This is a genomic window from Pyxidicoccus sp. MSG2, assembly GCF_026626705.1.
Taxonomy (GTDB): Bacteria; Myxococcota; Myxococcia; order Myxococcales; family Myxococcaceae; genus Myxococcus.
The window spans coordinates 764944-790962 of record NZ_JAPNKC010000001.1; the positions used below are offsets into that span (position 1 = coordinate 764944).

Below are 26019 nucleotides of genomic sequence, written 5' to 3' on the forward strand. Positions count from 1 at the left end.
GCCATGGCCCTCGACAAGCGCTTCATCGGCCGTGAGTACGGCCCCTTCGTCTACACGATTGGCGCGGAGAAGCTGCGCGAGTTCACCCTCGCCATTGGCGGTGCGGTGCCCGGCGCCGGCACTCCGGGCGAGCCGCTCCCCCACGTCAGCCCGCTCCTCCACGACGCGCAGGCGGCGAAGGTCGGGCCGTATGGGGACGTGATTGCGTTCCCCAGCTTCGCGGTGGTGTTCGCCATCCGCCCCTTCAGCGCGGCACTGTCGGACCCGGACATGGGCATCGACATCCAACGCGTCGTTCACGGTGAGCAGGAATTGGAGTTCATGGACGTGATGCGCCCCGGTGATGTCATGACGACCACCGGCCGCATCGCGGACATCTACGAGAAGGCCCGCATGGGCTTCGTCGTCGTCACCACCGAGTCGCGCAACCAGCGCGGCGAGGTCGTGGTGAAGGGGACGTGGTCCGGCGTGGTGCGGGGCTGAGTCCTCAGCCCGCGGTGATGACGCCTTCGTCCAGCAGCTGCGCGAGGATGCGCGCGGTATCCAGCCGCGTCATCCCCGACAGGGCGAACAAATCTTCGTAGGACACCGCGCCGTCAATCTGCGCCAGCACGAAGCCGGCGCGGTGGTCCAGGTTCAGCCAGATGATGTCATCCGGCTGCAGGCGCACCCGGGGCACCCGCCCGAGGTCACCCAGCTTGGACTCCAGCATCGCCATCAGCATCCGCTCGCTGCGCTGCCGCAGTGCCTCGACGCGCGGGTCCCCCGGCGCCAGTTCCTGCGCCTTGAACAGCAGGTCCACCGCGCCGGAGTGGTCATCCAGCTCCAGCAGGTCCTCCGCCCCGCGCAGCAGCAGGTCCAGCTCACCCTCGGCGGGGGGCAGGCCATACTCCTGCGTGTCACCCTTCGGGATGCCGAACTCCTGCGTGTCGTTGTCGGCGAGCGCGAACACCTGTGGCTCGGAGTCGTCGTCCTCCCGCGCCAGCAGCTCCATCGCGTCCACGCGGCTGTTGGCCAGAACTTCCGGCAGGTACACCGGCGCGGGCGTCTTCCAGCTCGCGCCCTCCGGCGGCGGTCCACCCTGCCCTTCGGCCCACGCGCCCCAGTCCCCGTCCAGCGAGGGAGCCGTCGGCGCCAGCCGCCCCAGCACCTGCGCCGGGAGCCGCACCACGTCCGCCTGGGGCGGTGAGAAGGGCGTCACGCTCCCCGCGGACAGCGCCGCCGTGGCGGCCTCCAGGTACTCCTTCGCGCGCGTGTTACCCGGGTCCAGTTGCAGGGCGCGCTCGAAGAGACGCTGCGCGCCCCGCATGTCGCCGCTCAGGCGCAGCCACAGTCCCGCCTCGATGAGCTGATTCGCGCGCTGGGGACTCATCTATCGCCCCATCCCACCCGGGCCGGGCTTCCGCAGCTGGGTGAGCGAGCCCGACAGCAGCTCACAGGCCCGCGCGAGCGCCCCCACGTCTTCGTTCTCCCTCACCCGGCGCGCATGCTCCAGCGCCTGTTCCGCGCGGGGCACCACGTCCGGCCCCAGGCCTCCACCGCCCGGCAACAGCCGCGCCCGCGTCAGCGCATCCACCACGTCGCGCGCCAGCGAGTCCAGCTCCATGCGCTTCGTCTTCAGCTCGTCGGAGATGCGCGCGGCCATGAGGTACTCGCGCTGCTCCTCCATGATGCGCTGCAGCTCCTCCTCCGTCAGGCCGCTGGACGCGGTGACGGTGATGGACTGGCGCAGCCCGGTGTCCCGGTCCTTCGCGGACACGGAGACGATGCCCTCCGCGTTGATGTCGAACGTCACGTCGATTTCCACCTGCCCGCGCGGTGCCTGGCGCAGGCCGGTGAGGACGAACTCGCCCAGCAGCTCGTTCTGGTGCGCCAGCTCGTGCTCGCCCTGCAGCACCATGATCTTCACCGTGTGCTGGAAGTCCTTCGACGTGGCGAACACCTCCGTCGCCGACGTGGGCACCGTGGTGTTCTTGGGGATGATGCGCTTCACGGAGCCCCCGGCGATGGCCACGCCCAGGCTCTGCGGCGTCACGTCCAGCAGGAGCAGCTCGCTCTCCCCCACCAGCGCGTGGGCCTGGATGGCGGCGCCCAGCGCCACCACCTCCTCCGGGTGCACGCCCTTGCACGGCTCGCGGCGGAAGTAGCCGCGCACGGCCTCCACGATCTTGGGCATGCGCGACATGCCCCCGACGAGAATGACCTCCTTCAGCTCCGAGGGGCGCACAGCCGCCTCGCCCAGCACCTCGGTGGTGAGGCCCACCACGCGCTCGGTCAGGTCGTTCGTCAGGTCATCCAGCTTGTCGCGGCTGAGCGTGGACTGGAGGTGCAGCGCCGCCCCGCCTCCGGGCGGCGTGCTGATGAAGGGCAGGTTGAGCTGTGCCTCGCGCACGCCGGACAGCTCCACCTTGGCCTTCTCCGCCGCGTCCTTGAGCCGCTGCAACGCCATGCGGTCCTTGCGCAGGTCGATGCCGTGCTCCTTGGCGAAGCCGAACACCAGCCACTCGATGATGCGGTTGTCCCAGTCCTCTCCGCCCAGGTACGTGTCCCCGCCCGTGGCCACCACGTCGAAGACGCCCTGGTTGATTTCCAGCACCGACACGTCGAACGTGCCGCCGCCCAGGTCCAGCACCGCCACGCGCCCGTTCACCGTGCGCCCGAAGCCGTAGGCCAGCGCGGCCGCGGTGGGCTCGTTGATGATGCGCAGCACCTCCAGCCCGGCGATGCGGCCCGCGTCCTTCGTGGCCTGGCGCTGGGCGTCGTTGAAGTACGCCGGCACGGTGATGACGGCCTTGCTCACGGGCCGGCCGAAGTGCGCCTCCGCGTCCGCTTTCAGCTCCTGGAGGATCATCGCGCTGAGCTCCGGGACGGACAGGTCCTTGCCGCCCATGCGGATGCGCAGGTCGTCATGCTGCCCGGCCACCACCTCGTACGGCAGTGAGCGCAGCGCGTTCTGCACCTCGTGCGAGGAGAACTTCCGGCCGATGAGCCGCTTGGCGGCGTACACCGTCTCCTGCGGGTTCGTAATCGCCTGGCGCTTGGCGATGCTCCCCACCAGCCGTTTGGCGTTCTTGGACACCGCCACCACGGACGGCGTGAGCGCCTGGCCCGTGCGGTTCTTGATGACGATGGGCTGGCCGTCCTGGACGGTGGCGACGATGCTGTTCGTCGTCCCCAGGTCGATGCCTATGAGGGGTTCGGCTTCAGCCATGGGGAACCGTATGCATCCTAGAACGTCCAGCGCAGCTTCTTGAGGGCCGCCTTTGCCTCGGCGTTGTCTGGATCCAGCTTCGCGGCTTCCTCGAAGGCCCGCTTGGCGAGCTTCTTCGATCCAGCGTCCATGAGCACCTTTCCGAGCAGCACATGGTGTTCGATGCGCTCCGGTTGTTGGTCCACGGCGCGCTGCGCCAGCGACTTCACCTCCGCTACGTCCTGGCCAAGCTGGTACCCCAGGCGCGCGGCGCGGAAGGCGGCCTCGGCGCTCTGCTCGTCCAACGAGCTGGCGAGCCGGTAGGCCGCATAGGCCCCGTTGGCGTCCGCGCCCTGCTCCAGCGTCTTGCCGCGGGCCAGCTCCACGGAGGCCCGCTGCGCGTCGTGGCGGCGGCGGGCCTCCACCAGCAGCGTTCCGGCCTCGCGGTTCTTCGGGTCCAACATCTGCACCTGGTGGAAGTCCTGGTACGCCCGCTCCCAGTCGCCCTTGGCGACGGCGGCCTTCCCCCGGGCCAGCAGCTCGGACAGCTTGCCCGTCCGGGCGAGGTACGGGTGCCGGGCCAGGCGGGCCTGCCGCTCGGCGCGGCGGGCCTCGGACTCCGCGTCATTCACCGGAGGCGGCGCGGGCGCGGGCGGAGCCCGGGGCGGCGGCGCGGCGGGCCTCGGCGGCGGGGCCGGCGGGACGTACGCGACGTGGACCGGAGGGGGCACGGGGGTGAGCGGCGGCGGAGGCTCGGGCGGCGGCGGGGCCACGGGAGGCGGCGTGGCGGCCGCGGCGGCGAGCCCCAGCGCGGGATTCGCCCGGAGGTACGCCTCGCGCTTGTCCGGCTGGGTGAGGACGTTGTGGGCGTCGGTGAGGCGCCGGAAGATGCGCTCCATGCGGGCGCGGAAGCTGCCCAGGTTCTTCCCGAAGTAGCGGTCCGGATGGAAGCGGCGCGAGGCGTTGTAATACGCCTGCTTCACGTCCGCCGGCGAGGCGCCCGGCTTCAGGCCCATCACGGCGAAGTGGTCCAGCGCGTCCAGCGCGCGCTCCAGCTCGATGATTTCCTTCTTCCGCTCCGGCTCGAGGTCCACCTCCTCGAGCAGGGCCGCGTCCACGGAGGGCGCGGGCTGGGTGCGGGCCACCACGCGGGCGGGGACGATGGCGCCCTTGGCCCGCAGCGCCAGCAGCACCGCAATCGTGCGCGCCTCGCCGAGCGATGAGCGGGCCAGCACCTGGTCGATGCGCTCCACCCGGCCCACGAGCGAAAGCACCGCGCCCTCCTCCGCGGTGAGCTGGAGGCGGACCGGGTCCACATGGGGCACCGTGGCGATGTGGTCCGTCCGGGCCCCCAGCCCGACGATCGTGTTTGGCGCGCTCACTAGGACGGTCCGCGAAAGGGCAGCGGGAGTGCCCAGACTAGGGTTCCGGACGCGGGGCGTCAAACGTCCGTTACAGGGTTTTCTGGATTTCTTCGATTGGCACCGCGTCAGAGCGCGGCCAGCACGCGTTCGACGATGGCGAGGCCCTCGTCCAATTCCTTCCGGGTGACGATGAAGGGGGGCGCGAAGCGCACCGTGCGGTCGCCGGCGGCATTCACCAGGAGTCCGGCCTCGCGGAGGCTGGCGATGACGGGGGCCACGTCGCGGTCCAGCTCCAGGCCCAGCAGCAGGCCCTGGCCCCGCACGGCCTGGATGCGGCCGGCGGGCAGCCGCGCCTGCAGCTCGCGGGCGCGGGCGAGGAAGTGCGCGCCCTTCTCGGTGACCTCCGGGAGCGTCTCGGGCCGGCGGAGGATGCGCAGCACCGCGTTGGCGGCGGCGGCGGCGACGAGGTTGCCGCCGAAGGTGGAGCCGTGCGTGCCCGGGACGAGGCTGGCGCCGAGCTCCTCCCGGCAGAGCATGGCGCCGATGGGCAGGCCGTTGCCCAGCGCCTTGGCGAGGCTGATGGCGTCCGGGCGGATGCCCTCGTGCATGAAGCCGAAGGGCTTGCCGGTGCGGCCCATGCCCGTCTGCACCTCGTCCACCAGGAGCAAGAGCCCGCGCTCGTCGCACAGGGCGCGCAGGGCGGTGAGGAAGCCCGGAGGCGCGATGCGCACCCCGCCCTCGCCCTGGATGGGCTCCACGAGGATGGCGGCGGTGGCGGGGCCGACGGCGCGGCGGACGGCTTCCATGTCGCCGTAGGGCACGTGGGTGAAGCCGGCGGGCAGCGGCTCGAAGCCCGCGTGGTACTTCGGCTGTCCGGTGGCGGTGACGGTGGCGAGCGTGCGGCCGTGGAAGCTCTTCTCGAAGGAGATGACCTCGTAGCGCTCGGGCGTGCCGCGGTCCTTCATCACCTTGCGGGCCAGCTTGAGGAGCGCCTCGTTGGCCTCGCCGCCCGAGTTGCAGAAGAACGCGCGCGGCAGCCCGGACCACTCGGTGAGCTGCGCGGCGAGGTCTATCTGCGGCTGCGAGTAGAAGACGTTGGAGACGTGCCAGAGCGAGTCGAGCTGCGCCTTCGCCGCGGCCGTCACCTCGGGGTGGCAGTGGCCGAGCGCACACGTGGCGATGCCGCCGAGCAGGTCCAGATACTCGCGACCGTCCGCGTCCCACACCCGAGTCCCCTGCCCGCGCACCAGGACGATGGGCTGCTGCTTGTAGTTCTGCAGCAGGTGCCGCTTCGCCTCCTGGATGATGGCGTCGTTGGCGGGCGTGGGGACGGAGGGGGACGGCGGGGGTTGCGACAAGGCGGTCATCCTTCTTCAGGGCCTGAAGCGCGCATATAGCGCGCTAGAGGATGTAGCGCGACAGGTCCTCGTCCTGGACGATGGAGGTCAGGCGTTCACGCACATAAGCGGCATCCACCTGGAAGTCGCGAGGGCCCATCTCCGTGGCGGAGAAGGACACCTCGTCCAGCAACCGCTCGAGCACGGTGTGCAGCCGCCGCGCGCCGATGTTCTGCGTGCGCTCGTTGGCCTGCTGGGCGATGCGCGCCAGCTCCGTCACGGAGTCGTCGGTGAAGGACAGGCGCACGCCCTCGGTGGCGAGCAGCGCGGTGTACTGGCGCAGGAGCGAGTTCTTCGGCTCGCGCAGGATGCGGATGAGGTCCTCGCCGGACAGCGGCTCCAGCTCCACGCGGATGGGGAAGCGGCCCTGCAGCTCGGGGATGAGGTCGCTGGGCTTGGAGACGTGGAAGGCGCCCGCGGCGATGAAGAGCATGTGGTCCGTCTTCACCATGCCGTACTTGGTGGTGACGGTGCTGCCCTCGACGATGGGGAGGATGTCGCGCTGGACGCCCTCGCGAGACACGTCCGGACCACCGCCGCCCTTGCCGCCCTCGCGGCTGGCAATCTTGTCGATTTCGTCGATGAAGATGATGCCGCTGGACTCGGCCCTGAGGACGGCCTCGCGCTGGACGCGGTCCGGGTCCACGAGCTTCGCGGCCTCTTCCTGGCGCAGCAGCTGGAGCGCCTCGGGCACACGCACGCGGCGGCGGCGCGTCTTGTTCATGCCCGGCATGTTCTTGAAGAGGTCCTGGAGGTTGACGCCAATCTCCTCCATGCCCTGGCCGGAGAAGCCGCGCATGAAGGTGGGCGCGGAATCGGCGGTCTCCAGCTCGATGTACTGGTCATCGAGCGTGCCGGCGCGCAGCTGGGCGCGGAGCTTCTCGCGCTCGGAGTCGCCCAGGCGCTGGGGCGCGGGCTGCGGCGGAGGGGAGAAGCCGAAGGGCGGCGGCGTGGACGGGCGCGGCGCGCCGCCGTTGTGGAGCAATTCCATGAGGCGGTCCTCGGCGAGCTCTTCCGCGCGGGGACGGACCTTCTCTGTTTCCTCCTCGCGGACGAGGCCGATGGCGGCTTCGACGAGGTCGCGAATCATGGATTCGACGTCGCGGCCGACGTAGCCGACCTCGGTGAACTTGGAGGCCTCCACCTTGACGAAGGGGGCCTGCGCGAGCTTCGCGAGGCGCCGGGCAATCTCCGTCTTCCCCACGCCGGTGGGGCCAATCATGATGATGTTCTTCGGGTGGATTTCGTCGCGCAGGTCGTCGGAGACCTGCTGGCGGCGCCAGCGGTTGCGCAGGGCGATGGCCACGGCCCGCTTGGCGGCGTTCTGCCCGACGATGTAGCGGTCCAACTCGCTGACGACCTCGCGGGGCGTGAAGGCGGACATCTTTCGCGGTTCGGCCACGGGCGGTGACTCCTAGAGCTCTTCGATGGAGATGTTCGAGTTGGTGTAGATGTCGATTTCGCCGGCGATGGACAGGGACTGCTGGGCCACCTCGCGGGCGGGAAGCTGGGTGTGGGCCATGAGGGCACGCGCGGCGGCGAACGCGTACGGGCCTCCGCTGCCCACGGCGGCGATGCCGTAGTCGGGCTCAATCACGTCACCGGCGCCGGAGAGGATGAAGGTCTTCTCCTTGTCGGCGACGATGAGGAGGGCTTCCAGACGGCGGAGGAAGCGGTCGGTGCGCCAGTCCTTGCCGAGCTCGACGCAGGCGCGGGCCATGTTCTTCTGGTGCTCCTTGAGCTTGCCCTCGAAGCGCTCGAAGAGGGTGAAGGCGTCGGCGGTGCTGCCGGCGAAGCCAGCGAGCACCTGGCCCTCACCGAGCTTGCGGACCTTCTTCGCCGTGTTCTTCATCACGGTCTTGTCGAAGGAGACCTGGCCGTCGCTGGCGATGGCGACCTTCCCGTCGCGCCGCACGCAGAGGATGGTGGTGCCGTGGAACATAGGGCCCCGGGTCTAACAAGCCGGGGCCCGCATTTCCAAGGAACAGTGACTGGCTGTCCGCTCCAGTACCGTTCATGGGCCCGGAAGGTGGTGGCCCGGAATCAGTCGCGGCCCTGTCTCTCCGCCCGCTCACGCCCGCGGATGCGCGGCGTCGTAGACCTGCTGCAACTGCTCCCACGTCACCTGGGTATACCGCTGCGTGGTGGACAGGCTCGCGTGGCCGAGCAGTTCCTGGATGCTGCGGATGTCCGCGCCGCCACCCAGCAGGTGCGTGGCGAACGAGTGGCGCAGCGCATGCGGGCTCACCTTGCGCGCCAGCGCGCACTTGAGCACGTGGGCATCGAGGTGCCGCGCGATGCTTCTCGGCGTCAGCCGGCCTCCGCGGAAGTTGAGGAACATGGCCTCCGGGGACTGCCCCGCCTTGGGCGTGGCCAGCAGCTCGCCCCGGCGCGCGAGCCAGGCCTCCAACGCGCGAATGGCCTGCGCGTTGACGGGCACCAGCCGCTCCTTGCTGCCCTTGCCCATCACCCGGACGATGCGCCCGCTCCGGTCCACGTCCAGCGTGTCCAGGCCGCACAACTCGCTGATGCGCAGCCCCCCCGCGTAGAGCAGCTCGAGGATGGCCTTGTCCCGCAGCCCGAGCACCGTCTTCAGGTCGTGCACATCGAGGAGCGCGAACACCTCTTCCACCGGAAGAACCTTGGGCAGTGCCTTCGGCAGCTTCGGGCTCTTCACCAACTTCGCCGGGCTGGCCGGCAAGAGCTTCTGCCGCACGAGGTACTTGTAGAAAGATTTGATGCTCGCCAGCCGTCGCGCCCGGCTCGCGGGAGCATGGTCCGTGCTCAGCGTGCCCAGGTAGCCGCGAATCGCCGCGTGCGTGCCCGCCAGGAGCGACAGCTTCATCCGCTCCACCAGGTAGCGCTCGTAGTCCACCAGGTCGATGAGGTAGTTCCGCACCGTGTGCGGGGACGTGCCCTTCTCGTCCTCCAGGTGGACGCGGAACTGCTCCAGCAGTGGCGACAGGTTCGTCATGGCGCGGTCAGCCTACGGGGCCGGGAGATCCTCGCAAGATTCCCGGCCCGGTGCCTACTTCGTCGCGGGTGCCGCCGCCGGAGGCGCCGCGGGAGCAGGCTCCACCGATGACGGCAGCACCACCGCGCAGGTGTCCTCGGACAGCCAGCGCGCCCCACACATCGCGGTGAGAATCGGGATGCGGACCTGCCAGAGCAGGACGAATATCACCAGCAACGCGATGCCCAGCCGCGCCCAGCCGGACAGGCCCTCCGTCTCCCCGTCCTCCTCCTGCTGACGGGCCAGCTCCGGACGCACCATGTCCATCCGATCCACCCGCGCGCCCTTGGGCAGCCTCGGACGCCGCGTCACCAGCGACGACAGCGCGGGCGTCAGCATCAGCCGGTCATTCAGCGCCCAGCCCGAGCCCTCCAGCAGCAATGCCAGGTTGCGCCGCCGCAGCTTCAGCCAGCCCAGCAATCCCGCCGGAGCCATCACCACAATCGCAATCAACGTTGCAGCCGAGATGAGGTCGATCAACGTCAGCGACTTCACCTGCGTCACGATGAATGCGAACGAAGAACCCAGCGCCGCCGCCGCGATGCTGCCCGCCGCCACCATCCCCGCGATGCCACCCGTGGCCGGAGCCGCCGCTGCCGGAGCAGCACCCGCCGCGGGAGGAGCCACCACTGCCTGCGTGTAGCCCTTCTCCAACGTCGTATCGAACGTCTTCTCCCCCGCTGTCGCCAGTCCCTCCACCTTGCTGGTGATGAAGGCACCCATGCGCGTGAAGGGCATGGTCATCGCCTCCCACAGCGACACGGGCTGGCGGATGACCTGGGTCACCGTGGCGTCGTGCTCCTTGCCGTCCACGTCGTAGAAGATGCCGCGCTTGCCCACCACCAGGTCCGTGCTCCGCCCGCGCGTGACGGGCACCGCCACCTCGTAGCTCGGCGCCCCATCCTTCGGCGCCACCTGGACGTAGAGGACACACGTCGTCCCCTGCGCCGTGAGCGCCGCATGTGCAGCCCGATTCGTCGTCAGCACCGACAGCGTGTACTTGCGCCCGCCGAGGATGAGCGTCCCCTTCTCCACCAGCGCCAGCCGCCTCGGCAGGTAGATGTTGGGCATGCTGATGAAGTTGTTCGCGAACACCAGCAGCCAGCGCTGGTAGAGCACCAACCGCTCCAGCTCGACGATGGCGTCCAGCGTCGGCTTCAGCAGCAGGTCCGCGGCGCACGCCGATTCAATCGCCGCCAGGTCCGTGGCCTCGACAGTGGGGCGCGCTTCCACCACCTTGCGCACCGGGCTCGCGTCGAGCTTCGCCTGCCACGCCAGCACCGCGTCCGCCTTCGCCAACATCTCCCGCCAGGCCGGGTCCGTCAGCCGCCTCGCGTCGCCCGTCACCTGCGTCGCCACGTCACGGCGGAACGCCTCCAGCGTCTCGTACGCCGGACCGCGGTGGATGCGGGACCACTCCAGCACGCCCGCGGGCTCGGGCGGGGCGATGGGCAAATCTCCCGCAGCCTTCCCTAGCGCCGCCACGTCTCCCAGCGCGCCCTCCACCCGCCCGGCGGGCAGGCGCAGGCTCGCGGCGGCCTCCGGCTGCGCGGCCACCAGCCGGCACTGCACGAAGTACGCGTCCAACCATGGCGCCACCTCGCGGATGCGCTTCGCCGTGTCCAGGCTCGCGTCGCCCAGGGTGAAGACCGCGCCGCGCGCGTCCAGGTGCGCGAGCAGGGCCGTGCGCTCCTCGCGGAAGCGCTGCACCATGGCCGGGTCGATGCCCGCCTCACCCGCCCGGTTCTTCACCTCCGGGAAGCAGGCCATGAGGTCCACCGCCAGCGGGCGCAGCTGCTCGGGCAGGTGCGCCGGGGAGACGATGCCGTCCCCGTTCTGCCCCGCCGCACGCAGCGCCGGGTCACTGGCCCGCACCTGGTCCAGCGAGATTCGCGCCATGTCCGGCGCCTTCAGCGTCCGGAGGATGGTCTCCGCCGCGCTCCGCAGCGGCCGGGCCTCCTCGGTGAGGGCACCCAGCTCCAGCACGGGGCTGCCCTCGTCCGCGCCCTTGCGGTCCTTCAGTTGCTTCGCCGCCCACTCCACCGCGGCGCGCACCTCCGCCACGCGGATGCGGGCGTTGCCGTCCGTGTCCAGGAACGTCAGGAAGCGCGAGTCACAGTTCAGCCCCTCCAGTGGACACGCGGTGGCAATCCACTGCGTCTCGGGGATGCGCACCGCCTCCTCGAGCACGTCGAAGGAGGGAAGGTCCACCTGGAGCGAGCCGCCATAGCGGCGATAGATGAGAGAGGCCATCGGGCGGCGGAAGTAAGCACACCGCCCGAGGTCCTGCACGCTTCCGGCGAGGGCGAGCGGTGAATCCGCTTCCGCCCCCCGTCCTTCACGGTGCTCGAACCGGCCGCCGGACTACTTCTGCGCGGCCGTCTCGAGCGTGGCGGGCACGCTGTACACGCCCGCCTTCGGTCCCTGCGCGATGATGTACACGGCGCGCGAGTCGCCCTTGCCCGCGAACGACACCGGCACCTGCACGCCCTGGTCGAGCGTTTTGCGCGCCTGCGTCTTCACGTCGTACACCGCCACGTCATACGTGTCCGAGTCCATCCGCGCGTACGTGAAGAGCACCCGCTGGCCATCCTCGGACAGCTTGTAGCTGAACATGCCCTGGATCCACGTCTGCGGCTCGCCGTTGCGCGGTAGCCCCAGCGCCTTGAAGTCACACGCGCGACCGTTGCGGATGCAGTTCGAGCGGAACACCACCTGCGTGTTGCCCGGCATGAAGCCGTAGCCGAACACGCCCCTGTGCACCTTCTCCGCCTTCTCCGTGCCCAGCGCGTACAGCATCAGGTCCACCGAGTACTCGGGCTTCAGGAAGCGCGAGAGGAACAACACGTACTTCCCATCCGAGCCCCACAGGAAGTTGGGCACGCGGCCCCCCACCTGCTTCGTCGCCCCGTCCGGCAGCGCCGCCACCGCCATCAGCCCCGCGCCCGCCGTCTGGTCGTACTTCTCCAGGAAGCCCACCGCCTGCGAGTCCGGCGAGAAGGCGAACTTCTCCACCCGCTCCCCCAGCTTGCGCCCCGCACCGCCCGCCGCCGGCCCCACGTAGAAATCACCCGGCACGTCCGGCTTCCCGTTCTCCGTGCGCCCCAGCCACTTGCTGTCCGGCGAGAAGGCGAAGGCGCTCGACGCCACCGCCAGCCGCTTCGGCTTCAGCGCCGGCACCTCCGCCAGGTACAAGTCGTAGAGCCCGCGCACGGACTCGCTGCGCACCTGGAAGGCCACGCGCTGTCCGTCCGGAGACACCGCGTAGTCGCCCACCTGGTCCGCCAGCTTGCGCGGCGCCACCTCCGGCTGCTCCACGGACACCGCCGCCAGCCCACCCGCCGCCGTCAGCCGGCGCTTGATGAGCAGCGTCTTCCCGTCCGGGGTGAACTGCGCGGTGCTCACTTCCCCCGCCACCTCGGTGAAGGGGCCCGAGGGCAGCGGCCCCAGCTTCAGCCGGCCCGCGTCCACGAAGGCCAGCCGCGTCCCGTCCGGGCTGGGCAGCATGTAGCTCACCGCCGTGCCCAGCACCGCGGGCTCCGACTTCGCGTCGTCCAGCGCCGCGACGGTCAGCGCGCCCGACTGCGAGGCCGGGTTGTAGCCCGCGAGGAACAGCGCGTGCTTCGAGTCCGGCGTGACGAGCTGCCCACCCGGCACGTTCGTCACGCCCTCGCCCAGCTTGCGCGGCTCGCCGCCCTCCACCGGGACGACGTAGAGCTGCCCCAGGAGCATCTGCGGAGGAATCCCGTCCAGCCGGGGCTTCTGGCCGTTGAGCAGGTACGTGGCCTTCAGCCCGTCCGGCGTCACGCGCAGGTCCGCCGCCCGGCCCGCCGCCAGGAGCAGCCCCTGTCCCGCTTCCGGTGCGCCACGGCTGGGAGCCGGCGCGCGCGCCGCGCTTCCACCCGTCGAGCCACTGCTGGCCGCGGGCGCCGCCGCGCCGCCGCTGCCCTCATTCCCCTTCTTGCAGCCCGCACCCGCCACCGCGAGCGCGGCCAGTAGACCTGCACCCAGAAGTCGCCCCTGCCGCGTCCGCATCATGCGCTCCTCTGTTCCCCGTGCTCGGGCGTGCCCGGCACGCCCGCGTGCGGTAGCCACTCCGCCAGGGCCTGCTTCGCCCTCGCCGAGTACGCTGCCCGCTTGTCCGCCTTCTTCACCCGCCCGGCCAGCGGCGGGAAGAGGCCGAAGATGATGTTGGAGGGCTGGTGCGGGTAGTCCGGTGGGTGCGCTTCTCCCGTCACGTGACGGAACAGCGCGCCCAATGCCGTGGTGGCCGGAGGCGGAACGAACTCCTTCCCCGTCAGCTTCGCGTGCAGCGCCAGCGCCACCAGGTACCCGCACGCCGCGCTCTCCACGTAGCCCTCCACGCCGGAAATCTGCCCCGCGAAGTACAGCCTCGGCTCCGACTTCAGCGACAAGTCCCGCGACAGCAGCCGGGGCGAGTCGATGAAGGTGTTGCGGTGGATCTGCCCCATCCGCAGGAACTCCGCCTGCTGGAGGCCGGGGATGCACGTGCTGAAGATGCGCTTCTGTTCACCCCACGTCAGCCGCGTCTGGAAGCCCACCATGTTCCATGACGTGCCCGCCGTGTCCTCCATGCGCAGCTGCACCACCGCATAGGGCTCCTGGCCCGAGCGAGGGTCTCTCAAGCCCACCGGCTTCATCGGCCCGTAGGCCAGCGTGTCGTCGCCGCGCTCCGCCATCACTTCAATCGGCAGACACCCTTCGAAGTATTTCGGTTCCTCGAAAGCGTGCGGCACCACCTTCTGGCCGGCCTTCACCTCGGCGATGAAGCGGTAGTACTCGTCGCGCGTCATCGGAAGGTTGAGGTAGTCGTCCCCGCCGCCCTTGCCGTAGCGGCTCTGCCGGAAGGCCACGTTCAGGTCGATGGAGTCCCCGGAGATGATGGGGGCGATGGAGTCGTAGAAGTAGAGCTTCGTCCCCACGTGCCGCTCCAGCTCGCGGGTAAGCGCGTCCGACGTGAGCGGCCCCGTGGCCACCACCACCGGGCCCTCGTCCGGCAGACGCTCCACCTCGCCCGCCACCACCTCCACGCCCGCCATGCGGTGGAGCGTCTCCGTGATTGCACCGGAGAAGCGCTCGCGCTCCACCGCCAGCGCGTCACCCGCGGGCACGCGGTGCGCGTCCGCGGTGCCCAGCACCAGCGAGCCCAGCGCGCGCAATTCCGCGTGCAGCAGGCCGATGGCGCTCTCCGGGTTGTCCGAGCGCAGCGAGTTGCTGCACACCAGCTCCGCGAACTGGTCCGACTTGTGGGCCGGCGAGCGCTTGTGCGGCTTCATCTCGCGCAGTTCCACGGACACGCCGCGGCGGGCGAGCTGGTATGCGCACTCGCTGCCCGCCAGGCCTCCGCCAATCACCGTCACCCGCTGCTTCACGTCAGCCATCCCGCTCCTCCCGGGCGCGCGCCGTCGCCCGTCGGTGAACTGTTAGCAGGACCGGGCCGCCCTTTCCCAGAAGTGAAAGCGGGCGCGTCAACCACTGTCTCCCAGGGCATGCCGCCTGCCCGCCTGCCCAGCGACCCACCGGAGCCCCCCGTTGGAAGGCGCGGTTTCCCTACCTGGGTTGAACCCCTACGTTTCTCGCGTTCGTCGCGCCGGAGCGGCCTTCCATCCGGACGAGCGGAAATGAACTCGAAGACTGGAGCAATCGGAGACATGGCCATGGCCCGAAGCAACGACCTGAACAGGATTCGCGAGCTCCTCCAGCGCCGGCGCCGGGAAATCCTCACGGCGAACGCGGGCGCGCATCGGGAGCTGACCGCCCTCAAGGACCAGGAGAGGGACCCCGAGTACGAGGAGAATGCCCAGTCGGAGCTGGCGGACTACACCCTGTCCAGCCTGCTCGAGTCCCAGCGGCGCGAAATCATGCTCATCGACGCGGCCCTGCGCCGCATGGAGATGGGCGTCTTCGGAGACTGCGTGGACTGCGGCTTCGAGATTCCAATCGAGCGCCTGGAAGCCCTGCCCTTCGCCATCCGCTGCGAGGAGGACGCCAGCATCCACGAGCTGGAGACGCGCGGCGGGCCCATGGCCACGCCCTCGCTCTAGCCTTCCGTCCGCTGAATGAGGGGCGCTCCCGCCGTGCCGGGGAGCGCCCTACTCGCCTTCCTTCTGGAGGACGACGAACCGGTAGTTCTCCAGCTCGTTCTGCCCCGCCGTGTAGAGCACGGTGAGGAGCATGTCGTAGGGAACCTTCTTGTCCGCGATGACGGACAGCTCCCGGCTGAAGGGGGCGGAGGGGTTCCGCTCGGCGATGTACTTCAGCTTCTCCACTTCCTTCTTCAGCTGCGCGTCCAGCGGCAGCACCAGCCGGCCCTGAATCTTGTCGGCTGGAATCACGCCGTTCTGCAGCCGGAGCACCTCACGCTCGCCCACCAGGATGTTCTTGGGGGTGATGGTGACGGCCACGGTGTCCTTCGGCGTGGCGCGCGTGGTGGACACGGGCGGGCGCACGTCCTCGGACGCCGTCACCGCGGCGGAGGACGAGGCGAAGGACTTGAGCAGGAACACCAGGAGGATGGTCATCATGTCCATCATCGCGGTGATGTTCAGCTCCTTGATTTCCCCCGCGGCCTCGCGCTCCTTGCGCTTCTTGCGCGCCAGCGCCTTGCGGTAGCGCAGCCGCGCCAGCGTCTCTTCGTCGGCCTCGCTCAGGGCGGGTGTCGTCGGCTCGGCCATGGGTCAGATCGCCCCGAGGGTGACGTCCGGGAACAGCAGGCGGTGCGGGCTGGCCTGCGTCTCGCGGATGGCGTCCAGCGTCTGGGTGAGGGCCTCGTAGGGGATGTCCGGATCCGCGCCGACGATGACCTTCGTCTCCTTGGGAAACGCCGCCTTGATCTCCACCATCTTCGCGTTGAGCGCCCGGAAGTCGTAGGTGCCGTCCGCCAGCACCGGCACGGTGGGCTGGTCCGCCGCCGCGCCCTCCTGACCGAGGATGGCATTCTCGCTGCTGACGAAGTGGCCCTTCTTGGAGATGAGCACGGACAGCGTCAGCTTCTGCTCGTCCTGCCCCTCCTGCGTCATGCCCGCGCTGGGCGCGCCGTAGCTGGGGGCATTCACGTTCAGGATGCCGAACGTGGCGAGGCCCGTGATGGACAGCAGCATGAAGATGATGAGGTTCATGAGGATGTCGAGGTACGGGACGATGTTCAGCTCGCCCGACTCTTCTTCCTCACGGACCTTCAGCTTGCGCCGGGAGTAGTGGAACGCCATGGACGCGCACCGTGCGCCTTACGACGCGCGGGACTCGAGCTCCGTGGTTGCCGGGTCCACCGAGCCGCGACGCGACAGGAGGTTCTCCAGCTTCAGCGCGTTGAGCTCCATCGACTCCACCAGCCCCTTCGCGTACGAGGTGAGGAACAGGTGGAAGACGATGCAGAGCACCGCGATGGAGAGCGCGAAGGCGGTGTTGTTCATCGCCTTGGAGATACCGTCGGACAGCAGCACCTGCTTCTGCTCCGCCGGCACGTTGCCGAGCGCCTGGAAGGTGCCGATGAGGCCGAAGATGGTGCCGACGAGGCCCACCAGCGTGGCGATGTTGGCGAGGGACCACAGCCACGGGATGCGCTTGGACACGTGCGGGCTGTGCTCGACGATGGCCTCTTCCACCGCCTTGGCCACTTCAATCTCGCCGCGGTTGGCATTCACCAGGCCCGCGCGGATGACCTTCGCCAGCGGCGAGTTGGGCGCCATGCTGCACACCTTCACCGCGCGGTCCAGGTTGCCACTGCGCACCAGCTTGGCGATCTGCTCCATGAACGGCGGCGCGGGCAGGTTGTAGCGGAACACCACGGTGACGATGCGCTCCAGCGCCACCGCCAGCGAGCACGCCAGCCAGAACAGGTTCACGAACATGAACGGGCCGCCATCCTTAAAGAACTTGATGACGGAGTCCGTGACGCCCATCTTGCCGCCCTCCGTGGCCGCAAGTGTCACGTCCAGCAGCAGCTCGCTCACCGAGTGAATCATCGCGCCTGGTGTCCTTTCGACGCCCGTCCCCCCGGGTGGGCCCGTGCCGGACACGGGCTCCCACAGGACTCTCCCCGAGGAGGGGGCAGCCTGGACTTCTAGGGCGGGCCCGCCGAGCGTGTCAAGCCACGGACAGGGCCCAGCCCTCCGGAACTACTGGGCTTTCAAGCAGCCGAGGAGGCTTCCGGTGACCCGGGTACGCCCGCCTGCTCCACGACCTCACGCCGGTAGTCGCACTCCTTGTTCGGGCAGGCGATGTAGGCACCGTCCCGCTTGGAGAACTTCTGCAGGAGGTACGGGGACGCGCACTGCGGGCACTGCTCGGCCAGGGGCCTGTCCCACGCGGCGAACTTGCAGTCCGGGTAGCGGTTGCAGCCGAAGAAGATCTTCCCGCGGCCGCTGCGGCGCTCCGTGAGGTAGCCCTGCTTGCACTCCGGGCACCCCACGCCGATGGAGATGGGCTTGGACGTCTTGCAGTCCGGGTAGCCGGAGCAGGCCATGAAGCGCCCGAAGCGGCCGCGCTTGATGACCATGGGCCTGGCGCACTTCTCGCACTTCTCGTCCGTGGTCTCCTCCTCCACGATGACGATCTTCCCCTCGGCGTCCCGCTTGAAGTCCTTGGTGTTCTTGCAGTCGGGGTAGTTCGAGCAGGCGAGGAAGTGCCCCATCTTCCCGAACTTGATGACGAAGGGGTTGCCGCACTTCTCGCAGGAGATGTCGGTCTTGATCTCCTCGCGCTTGACGTCGCGCATCTCCGCCTTGGCCTTCTCGAGCGTCTCCTTGAAGGGCCCGTAGAAGTCGTGCAGCACGGCCTTCCAGCTCGTGCCGCCCTCGGAGATCTGGTCCAGCTTCTCCTCCATGGTGGCGGTGAAGGTGACGTCCAGCTCGTGGGGGAAGTGCTTGACCAGCATCTCGTTGGTCATCTGCCCCAGGTCCGTGGGCCGGAAGCGCCCCTCCAGCTTCTCCACGTACTTCTTGTCCTGGATGGTGGAGAGGATGGCGGCGTAGGTGGACGGGCGGCCGATGCCGCGCTCTTCCAATTCCTTCACCAGCGTGGCCTCGCTGAAGCGCGGGGGCGGCTGGGTGAAGTGCTGCTCGTGGAGCAGCTTCTGGAGGGCCAGCTTCTCGCCCTCGGTGAGGAAGGGCAGCTCGCCGATGGCGTCCGCGCCATCCGCGCCCTCTTCACCGGCGGCCTTCGCCTTCTCCTTCTCGGCCTCCTCCTCGGGGGTGAGGCCCGCGCCGTAGACGGCCAGGTATCCGGCGAACTTCAGCGTGCTGCCCGAGGCGCGGAACGTGGCCCGGCCCGCGGAGATGTCCGCGCTCGTCTGGTCATACACGGCCGGCATCATCTGGCACGCCACGAAGCGGTTCCAGATGAGCTCGTAGAGGCGGAACATGTCCGACTCGCCCATGGCCTCGAAGAAGGGCCGCACGCGCTCGGGCGGGTACTCCAGGGACGTGGGGCGGATGGCCTCGTGCGCGTCCTGCGCGCTCTTCCGGGAGCGGTACACCACGGGCTCGGCCGGCAGGAACTCCTTGCCGTACTTGCCGTCGATGAACTCGCGCACCTGCTTCACCGCGTCGTCCGACAGACGGGTGGAGTCCGTACGCATGTACGTGATGAGCGCCGTCTGGCCCTCCTCGCCGAGGGGCACGCCCTCGTAGAGCTTCTGGGCCAGCGTCATCGTCTTCTTGGCGGTGAAGGACAGCCGGTTGGCGGCCTCCTGCTGCAGCTTGGAGGTGATGAACGGCGCGGGCGCGTTGCGGCGGCGCTCGCGGCGGTCCACCTTGGCCACCACGAACTCGGCCCCCTGGAGCTCGGCGACGAGCCCCTCGGTGGTGGCGCGGTCCTTCAGCTCCATCTTCTTGCCGTCCACCTTGGACAGCTTCGCCTTGAAGGGCGGCGGGCCGGCGGAACCGGCCAGCAGCGCGTCCAGCGACCAGTACTCCTCGGGGACGAAGGCCTTGATTTCGGCCTCGCGCTCCACGACGAGGCGCACCGCCACCGACTGCACGCGGCCGGCGGACAGGCCCCGGCGGATCTTCTGCCAGAGCAGCGGGGAGATTTGATACCCCACCAACCGGTCGAGGATGCGGCGCGTCTGCTGCGAGTCGTAGTTGTCCTGGTTCAGCTGGCGCGGCTGGGCGATGGCCTCCTGGACGGCCTTCTTGGTGATTTCGTTGAAGGTCACCCGCATGGCGTCGGGGTGGGCGAGCTCTTCCTTGATGTGCCAGGCAATGGCCTCGCCCTCGCGGTCGGGGTCCGTCGCGAGGAAGACCTTGTCGGCGGACTTCGCCATCTTCTTGAGCTCGTTGAGCACCTTCTCCTTGCCCTTGATGACCTCGTACTCGGGCTGGAAGTCGTGCTCCACGTCGACGCCCATCTTGCTCTTGGGCAGATCCTTCACGTGGCCCACGGAGGCCTTCACCGTGTAGCCGGAGCCCAGGTACTTCTTGATGGTCTTCGCCTTGGCGGGAGACTCCACCACCACGAGGTAGTGCGGGCCCTTGCCGCGGGGCGCGACTTCCTCGTCCGCGTCCGCATCCACGGTGGGCAGCTCGTCGTCGCCCTTCTTGCCGCGGCGGCGGGCCGCCGTCTTCTTCGCCTTGGCCGCCGGCTTCTTCTTGGCGGCCGTCTTCTTCTTGGCGGCCGCCTTGCGGGGCGACTTCGTCTCCTCCGCCGCCTCCGTCTCTTCCACCTGCTTCTTCGTCCGCGTGGCCATGACTCTCCTACCTAGACCTTTTCGTACAGCTTGCCCGGGTGCTGGATGACCAGCCCCGTCAACTCCAGCTCCACCAGCGCGCCGGTGAGCGCCGCCGGTGAGAGGGTGCTGCCGACCAGCACCTCGTCAAATGTCCGGGGAACCCGGTCCAACACTCCATAAGTGCCCTTCGCTTCCGCGGAGAGCTCCTCCCACGAGGCCGTGTAGTCCGGCGGCCCCATGACTTCCGGCTGAACGCCCACCACCCTCCACACATCCTCCGGGCCCATGCAGGCGCTCGCATGCCCGTCCCGGAGCAGCTCGTTGCACCCCGCCGCCGCCACCTGCCTCACATCCCCGGGCAGCGCGAACACCGGCCGCCCCTGTGCCCGCCCCGCGTGGGCCGTGTATAGCGCCCCCGACTTCTTCCCCGCCCTCAACACCAGGACCACATCGGATGCGCCGGAGATGAGTCGGTTGCGGCGCGGGAAGGTGGTAACGCTCGCCCGGACCCCAGGTGGGAGCTCGCTGAAGAACACGCCTCCCCGCCCCAAAAAGTGAGGAAGCAGGCGGGCTTGCGCCGGGTCCAACGCATCCAGGGCAGACCCCAGGAAGGCCCACGTCTCCCCGCCCACATCCAGCGCGCCCCAGTGGCACGCCTGGTCCACCCCCACCGCGGCCCCGGACACCACGCCCACCCCCGCCCCCGCCACCTTCCTCGCGAAGTCCCGGGCAAAGGGCAGGAAGCCGTGGTCCGGATGGCGGCTGCCCACCATGGCCACCCGGCGCCGGGGCAGCCCCGGACGCCCCCGGTAGAAGAGCAGCGGAGGCGCGTCCTCCACCTCCCGCAGGCGGTCCGGATAGGTGTGCTGGCCGGAGAAGGCCACGCCCATGGCCACCCGGCGGCAGGCCTCCAGCACGCGCTCCGCCAGCGGAGGGAGCGTGTCCACCGCCGCCAGCCGTCTGCGCACCTGTGGGGAGACCGGCGCCTGGGACACCCAGTCCCGTACAGGGACGGAGGCGAGCGCCGCGAGACTTCCATCCGCGAAGGCGCGCAGGGCGGCCAGCGTCCTCGGCCCCAGGCCGGGAACGGCCCAGAGCGCCAGGCACGCCTGCTGCTCCGCCGTGAGGCTGTCCGTCTCAGCGTCCGCCATACCCGTCCCCTGCCCGTTTCCCACCTATATAGAAGATGGGTCCCCGGGAGGGGCGCGACACATAGACACCGGACCGCCACCGGTCAAGCACTCAGCCCCTCCACTGGCGGAGGGGATGCACATTTCCTGCCGGGTTCCGGGCTCTCGGGCCCCGGGAGTTCAGCGGCTGGCGGTGGGCTCGCCGACGCGCATGACGGCGCGGTCGCCGGGAACGAGCTCTTCCATGGAGCGCGTCATGAGGCAGTTGGAGGTGCGCTCCTTCACCTCGGTCACCATGCAGGTGCCGATGTTCTCCCAGGGGAAGCGCTTCTCGTTGGCGGTGAGCGGCTTCGCCTCCTGGCCGAGCACCTGGAGGGACGGGTCGCCCTGGCGGAGGATGGTGAAGGTGTTGCCCAGCTGGACGCCGTCCGCGCTGCCCCGGTCCACCACCACCGTGTGGAACTCGCCGAGCAGCGTCAGGTACGGCACCAGCGCGGTGATGACGGTGGCCTGCAGCTCCTTCGCGTTGGCCTTCGGGGCCACGCGCTCGGTGAGGCGCTCGCCGACGGGGCCCACCAGGTCGCCGCGCTCCATGCCGTCCCACGTGTCCACCACCTGCGCGGTGACGACGTTGTCGCTCACGCGAATCACGCGCAGCGTGCCGAGGAAGTCGGTGAGGTAGCCCAGCTTCTTCTTCGTCACCGGGTGCTGGACGGCCTGGGTGGTGTGGTAGACGACGTAGCGGTCCCCCACCTTGGCGCTGCCCTTCTTCTTGAAGCGCACGTAGGCGGTGTCCGGGAAGGACAGCATCAGCGCGCCGGAGGACGAGCCCTCGATCCGGCCGGCCTCGTCCAGCTCGCGCTGGGTGACGAAGCCCTGGGTCGTCACCGGGCGCGCGGCCGACACGTCGTAGCCAATCTTCCCCGTCACCGTCACCAGGTCGCCGCCGCTCATCTCGGTGGGCGCCGTCACGTCCTCGGCGGCAATCTCCGTGCCCACGCGGGTGGGCACCTCTTCGCCCGAGGCGAAGAAGCGCACCTGGTTGCCCGGGTAGATCCAATGCGGGTTGGCGATCTCCGGGTTGTAGGCCCAGACCTTCGGCCAGTACCAGGGGCTGCCCAGGTAGCGCTGGGACAGGTCCCAGAGCGTGTCACCGTCCTGCACGGAGTGGACCTCGCCCGGGGCGCTCTCGCGGCCCTTGGGCGTGCCCGGCGGGACGGACACGGTGCCCTGGGGGCGCTCGGGGGCCTCGTCCATGACCTCGGCGCCCTCCGTCTCGCTGCCGGTGTCCTGGTCCTGCTCCTCCGTGCCCTCCTGCTGGGCGCGCGCGCTCCAGGCCGGCGCGACGGCGAGGCTCAACATCAGCGAGGTGAGGATCCGGGAGCGCATCGCACGACGTCCTTTCGAAAGAGCCTTCACTGCGGGAGCGCGGCGAGCCGCTGCTCCGCCTGCGTGGCGGCGGCCGTCCCCGGGAACTGGGTGACGACGCGGGTGTAGAGCGCCTTGGCATCCGCGGCCTGGTTCAGCCGCATCCGGCACTCGGCGAGCCGGAGCATGCTGTCCAGCATGGCATCCCCGGCGGGATAGGTCTTGATGAGCCGCTCGAACGTCCGCGCGGCGTCCTTGAACTCGCTGAGGCCGATCAGCCCGAGCCCGCTGAAGTACAGCGCGTTGTCGGCGCGAGGGTGGCGCGGATTCTCCTCCGCGAAGCGGCGCAGGCGCTCCACGCCGCCCTCCACGTTGCCGGTACGCAAGAGCGACACGGCCTTGTCGTACTCGGCGTCGAGCACGTCCGGGTCCTTCGCGTCCGCGTCGTCGTCGCGCGAGGCGACCACGGTGGCGGCCTCGCCGCCCGAGGCGGCCGCGGCCCCTTCCGGCACGGCGCTGATGAACATCTCCATCTGCTCCGTGTCCGGCTCCACCACGGGCACCGCGGTGGGCAGCTTCGGCGCGGGCTCGTTGCGCGGCTTGAGCTTCACCACCGCCAGCTCCGGCGTGGTGCCCAGGCCGTCTCCAGAAGCGCTGGCGTCCGCGGGCGTGGCGCGCGCGGGGGCACCACTCGTACGGGCCTTCTCCACCGCGTCGTGCGCCTCCAGTCGCTGCAGGCGCTCGGTCAGCCGGGCCTGCGTCTCGCGCAGGGCCTGCACCTCCGCTCGCAGCGCCCCCACGTCCGCCTGGCTGGCGGCGTTGGAGGCGCAAGCGCTCATCACGCACAGGGGCGCGGCGGCGAGCAGGCGGAAGATGACGGAGCGCGCGGGCACGGGCCTCTTCGGACGGGGATCACCCCGAGGATAGGAAGGCCCGTCGGAGAGCGTCAAGAAAACGGCCGGCGCCGCTCGGGGGCTAGAAGCGGTGTACCACGTAGTTGAGGTGGCGTCCGGTGCGCCCCGCGTCGCGGCGGTGGGAGAAGAAGCGCTCGGGCTCACATGCGGTACAGGCCGGTAGCACGTCCACGTGCGCCGGCTTCAGCCCCGCGCGCAGCAGCGTCAGCCGCACCGCCCGTGTCAGGTCCAGCTTCACCGCGCCGCCAGCGGCCTCCACCACTTCAGCACCGAAGCGGGCGGTGAAGCGCTGGCCCAATTCTCCGGACACCTCGTAGCAGCAGCGCTGGATGCAGGGCCCCACCGCCGCGAGCAACCGCTCCGGCCGCGCGCCCTTCGCCACCAGCGCCTCCACCGCCCGCGCGCTGATGTCCGCGTCCGTGCCCCGCCACCCCGAGTGCACCGCCGCCACGCGCTGTCCGTCCGGGTCCACCAGCAGCACCGGCACGCAGTCCGCCGTGCCCACCGCCACCCACGTGCCAGGCGCCTCCGTCCAAAGCGCATCCGCCTCGCCCTCCACCGGCCGCAAGGCCTCCCCTTCCCCGCCCCGCGCCTCCAGCACCCGGTCGCCATGCACCTGTGACACGCGGCACAGCGCGCCCAGCGGAGCCCCGGCGCCCGTGGCCAGCCGGCGGAGGTTCTCCAGCACCTTCTCCTGCGCGTCGCCGGTGGAGAAGCCCAGGTTGAGCGACGCGTACGGCCCCTCCGAAACGCCTCCCGCGCGGGTGGCGAAGCCATGGGGAACGGGCAGCAGCGAGGACGTCAGGAACGCGGTCGACATGCGACTCCGGGAGAGGCCAGCAACCCGCTGATGACGGGACGCAGCAAAGGAAGCAACACCACCGGAACAGGAAAATTCTTGTCCCGGTACGTTTGACAGTCCGCGTCAGCCAATTGACAATTCCGATGGAAGTTCGTGAAACAAGTTTAATCCACCGCTGCGGAGAGCTGCGAACAAGCGCATGCCCCTGGGTCCCGACACTGTTGGCAGGAAGCTCCTGTGGAGCATCGCCCTGCCGGGGCTGGTGGTGGCGTTGCTGGGCGTGGGCCACTTCTGGCGCGAGGCGCAGGTGGCGGTGCAGGACGCGACGCAGGTGGAGTCGCTGGCGCTGGCGGAGTTCGTCGCCTCCACCTTCACGCTTCCGCAGGCGCCGGGCGCATCCAAGGCCCACGCGGCGGTGGCGGAGGTGCTGAGCTCGGACACGCGCCTGTTCCGCTCGGTGGAGGACGCGCGGGTGCTGACGCCGGACGGGCACATCCGCTGGTCCCGCCGGCCGGACGAGGTGGGCCAGGAGCATGCGGAGGCCAAACGGCTGACGGCGCCCGGGCCGGAGGCGGCACGCTCCGTGGACGGGGTGACGGAGGTGGTGCGGCCGCTGGGCGGTCCCGAGTGCGGCAGCTGCCACTCGGAGGGCGAGGTGCCCGGCGCGAGCGTCCTGCAGATGCGCGTGGCGGAGCCGACGCTGCACCAGCAGCTCACGGAGATGTTCCGCGGCGCGCTGGGCGCCATGGTGCTGTTCATCGTGCTGCTGGCGTTCATCACCGCGCTGGCGCTGCACTTCAACCTCACCCGCCCGCTGCACAAGCTGAGCGCGGCCATGGGGCGCGCGGAGGCGGGCGACCTGCTGGTGCGCGCGGACGCGCGGGGCACGGACGAGCTGTCCCGGCTGGGCGCGGCCTTCAACCAGATGCTGGCGCGGCTCACCGCGATGAAGGCGGAGGAAATCGACACCCACCGGGACCTCGCGGTGGTGAAGGAGAAGCTCGCCCTCAAGGAGGAGCTGGAGGGACGCCTGCGCGAGCTGTCGCTGCTCTTCGACGTGGCGCGCTCGCTCAACGCCACGCTGGAGCTGGACGAGCTGCTGGAGGCCGTCACCCGGCTGGTGGTGGAGCGGCTCCAGATTCCGGACTTCTCCATCATGCTCCTCAACGTGGAGGGGCTGCTGGAGGTGAAGCACGCGTGGCCGGAGGGCCGCGCGGCCGAGGGGCTCACCTTCGCGCTGGGCGAGGGCGCGTGCGGGCGCGCGGCCCAGACGCTCAAGGCGGTGTACCTGCCGGACCTGGGTGACCGCACCAGCATCTTCGCGCGGCGCGGCCTGGTGGAGGGCGCGGTGGACACGGGCGCGCTGCTGGCGGTGCCCATGGTGCACATGGGCACGCTGTTGGGGGTGATGAACTTCCAGCGCCCCGAGGTGGCCAGCTTCTCCGCGGAGGAAATCGAGCTGCTGACAGCCGTCGCGGACCTGGCGGCCACGGCGGTGAAGAACGCGCGGCTGCACGCGGAGACGGTGAAGCTCACCATGACGGACCCGCTCACCGGCGTGCCCAACCGGCGCCACCTCTTCCAGCGCATGGAGCTGGAGCTGGCGCGGGCGCAGCGCTTCGGCGTCCCGCTGGCGCTGCTGATGGTGGACGTGGACCACTTCAAGCGCCTCAACGACGTGGCGGGCCACCGGGTGGGCGACGAGACGCTGCGCCGCGTGTGCGACGCGCTCCGGCTGCGCGTGCGCAAGGTGGACACGCTGGCGCGCTACGGCGGCGAGGAGTTCGTCCTGCTGTTGCCCCAGGCCTCCAAGGAGGACGCGGTGGAGGTGGCGGAGAAGCTGCGCCGCGCGGTGGCGGACAACGTGCTGCTGTCCCAGCCCGGCCTGCCCGGCAACCACGTCACCGTGTCCGTGGGCGTGGCCCACTACCCCACCGACGCCGCCACCCAGGAAGAGCTGGTGGACTGCGCCGACGCGGCCCTCTATTGCAGCAAGCGCACGGGCCGCAACCGCACCACCCCGTACGAGTCCGGCATGGAGATGCACCCCGGCCGCGAGCGCGGCCCCCACTCCCCTCCCGCCGACGTGCCCGCCGCCACCACCACCACGCCGGGTGGCGTGGCCAAGGCGTAGGCGCGCGCGCCGTCAGC

The 26019-nt window shown here is 70.0% G+C and carries 21 protein-coding genes; 3 read left to right on the forward strand and 18 right to left on the reverse strand.

What is annotated here, in order from left to right; genetic code table 11:
• Positions 1-3: 3 nt before the first annotated feature.
• Complete coding sequence (locus OV427_RS03285) at positions 4-483, forward strand: FAS1-like dehydratase domain-containing protein (protein WP_267854652.1); 480 nt, start codon at positions 4-6, stop codon at positions 481-483.
• Positions 484-487: 4 nt separating this feature from the next.
• Here OV427_RS03285 and OV427_RS03290 read toward each other — a convergent pair whose 3' ends face one another.
• The 10 genes from OV427_RS03290 to trmFO all read right to left on the reverse strand — a co-directional run bounded on the left by OV427_RS03290 (position 488) and on the right by trmFO (position 14366).
• Positions 488-1372 carry a hypothetical protein gene (locus OV427_RS03290; protein ID WP_267854653.1) on the reverse strand — a complete coding sequence of 295 codons (885 nt, stop codon included), beginning with the start codon at positions 1370-1372 and terminating at the stop codon, positions 488-490.
• Positions 1373-3211 (reverse strand): molecular chaperone DnaK, encoded by a 1839-nt coding sequence (gene dnaK / locus OV427_RS03295; protein WP_267854654.1) that lies wholly within the window; start codon positions 3209-3211, stop codon positions 1373-1375.
• 17 nt (positions 3212-3228) lie between these two features.
• Complete coding sequence (locus OV427_RS03300; RefSeq protein ID WP_267854655.1) at positions 3229-4572, reverse strand: J domain-containing protein; 1344 nt, start codon at positions 4570-4572, stop codon at positions 3229-3231.
• A gap of 107 nt (positions 4573-4679) precedes the next feature.
• Positions 4680-5921: an aspartate aminotransferase family protein gene (locus tag OV427_RS03305; protein ID WP_267854656.1), complete on the reverse strand. Its 1242-nt coding sequence runs from the start codon at positions 5919-5921 to the stop codon at positions 4680-4682.
• A 34-nt stretch (positions 5922-5955) separates the two neighbouring features.
• Entirely contained in the window at positions 5956-7353 is a 1398-nt protein-coding gene (gene hslU, locus OV427_RS03310) for an ATP-dependent protease ATPase subunit HslU (protein ID WP_324289920.1), read from the reverse strand.
• A gap of 12 nt (positions 7354-7365) precedes the next feature.
• Entirely contained in the window at positions 7366-7893 is a 528-nt protein-coding gene (gene hslV / locus OV427_RS03315; protein ID WP_267854657.1) for an ATP-dependent protease subunit HslV, read from the reverse strand.
• Between the two features lie 129 nt (positions 7894-8022).
• Complete coding sequence (locus OV427_RS03320) at positions 8023-8925, reverse strand: tyrosine recombinase XerC (RefSeq protein ID WP_267854658.1); 903 nt, start codon at positions 8923-8925, stop codon at positions 8023-8025.
• Positions 8926-8979: 54 nt separating this feature from the next.
• Positions 8980-11217: a kinesin gene (locus OV427_RS03325; protein ID WP_267854659.1), complete on the reverse strand. Its 2238-nt coding sequence runs from the start codon at positions 11215-11217 to the stop codon at positions 8980-8982.
• A 111-nt stretch (positions 11218-11328) separates the two neighbouring features.
• On the reverse strand, positions 11329-12999 hold the full coding sequence (locus tag OV427_RS03330; RefSeq protein WP_420718346.1) for a gliding motility protein: 1671 nt from the start codon (positions 12997-12999) through the stop codon (positions 11329-11331).
• A complete protein-coding gene (trmFO, locus tag OV427_RS03335) occupies positions 12999-14366 on the reverse strand; it encodes a methylenetetrahydrofolate--tRNA-(uracil(54)-C(5))-methyltransferase (FADH(2)-oxidizing) TrmFO (RefSeq protein WP_267854661.1) in 1368 nt (455 codons plus the stop codon). Before trmFO ends, OV427_RS03330 begins: the two co-directional genes overlap by 1 nt.
• Positions 14367-14636: 270 nt before the next feature.
• On the opposite strand from trmFO, the gene OV427_RS03340 reads away from it, so the two are divergent.
• Positions 14637-15029 (forward strand): TraR/DksA family transcriptional regulator, encoded by a 393-nt coding sequence (locus tag OV427_RS03340; protein ID WP_420718241.1) that lies wholly within the window; start codon positions 14637-14639, stop codon positions 15027-15029.
• Between the two features lie 48 nt (positions 15030-15077).
• Here the strand turns inward: OV427_RS03340 and OV427_RS03345 are convergent, their stop codons facing one another.
• The 8 genes from OV427_RS03345 to pgeF all read right to left on the reverse strand — a co-directional run bounded on the left by OV427_RS03345 (position 15078) and on the right by pgeF (position 23886).
• The gene (locus OV427_RS03345) at positions 15078-15659 is read right to left on the reverse strand and encodes an ExbD/TolR family protein (protein WP_267854662.1); all 582 of its coding nucleotides are present in this window, start codon (positions 15657-15659) and stop codon (positions 15078-15080) included.
• A 3-nt stretch (positions 15660-15662) separates the two neighbouring features.
• Positions 15663-16193, reverse strand: a complete 531-nt coding sequence (locus OV427_RS03350) for an ExbD/TolR family protein (protein WP_267854663.1) — start codon at positions 16191-16193, stop codon at positions 15663-15665.
• Positions 16194-16211: 18 nt separating this feature from the next.
• Positions 16212-16949: a MotA/TolQ/ExbB proton channel family protein gene (locus OV427_RS03355; RefSeq protein WP_267854664.1), complete on the reverse strand. Its 738-nt coding sequence runs from the start codon at positions 16947-16949 to the stop codon at positions 16212-16214.
• Positions 16950-17113: 164 nt separating this feature from the next.
• Positions 17114-19672 carry a type I DNA topoisomerase gene (gene topA, locus OV427_RS03365; RefSeq protein ID WP_420718242.1) on the reverse strand — a complete coding sequence of 853 codons (2559 nt, stop codon included), beginning with the start codon at positions 19670-19672 and terminating at the stop codon, positions 17114-17116.
• An 11-nt stretch (positions 19673-19683) separates the two neighbouring features.
• The gene (locus tag OV427_RS03370; RefSeq protein ID WP_267854665.1) at positions 19684-20805 is read right to left on the reverse strand and encodes a DNA-processing protein DprA; all 1122 of its coding nucleotides are present in this window, start codon (positions 20803-20805) and stop codon (positions 19684-19686) included.
• 159 nt (positions 20806-20964) lie between these two features.
• Positions 20965-22173 (reverse strand): LysM peptidoglycan-binding domain-containing protein, encoded by a 1209-nt coding sequence (locus tag OV427_RS03375; protein WP_267854666.1) that lies wholly within the window; start codon positions 22171-22173, stop codon positions 20965-20967.
• A gap of 26 nt (positions 22174-22199) precedes the next feature.
• Entirely contained in the window at positions 22200-23045 is an 846-nt protein-coding gene (locus OV427_RS03380) for a tetratricopeptide repeat protein (protein ID WP_267854667.1), read from the reverse strand.
• An 82-nt stretch (positions 23046-23127) separates the two neighbouring features.
• On the reverse strand, positions 23128-23886 hold the full coding sequence (gene pgeF, locus OV427_RS03385; RefSeq protein WP_267854668.1) for a peptidoglycan editing factor PgeF: 759 nt from the start codon (positions 23884-23886) through the stop codon (positions 23128-23130).
• Between the two features lie 181 nt (positions 23887-24067).
• On the opposite strand from pgeF, the gene OV427_RS03390 reads away from it, so the two are divergent.
• Complete coding sequence (locus tag OV427_RS03390; RefSeq protein ID WP_267854669.1) at positions 24068-26002, forward strand: diguanylate cyclase; 1935 nt, start codon at positions 24068-24070, stop codon at positions 26000-26002.
• The last annotated feature ends 17 nt before the right edge of the window (positions 26003-26019 follow it).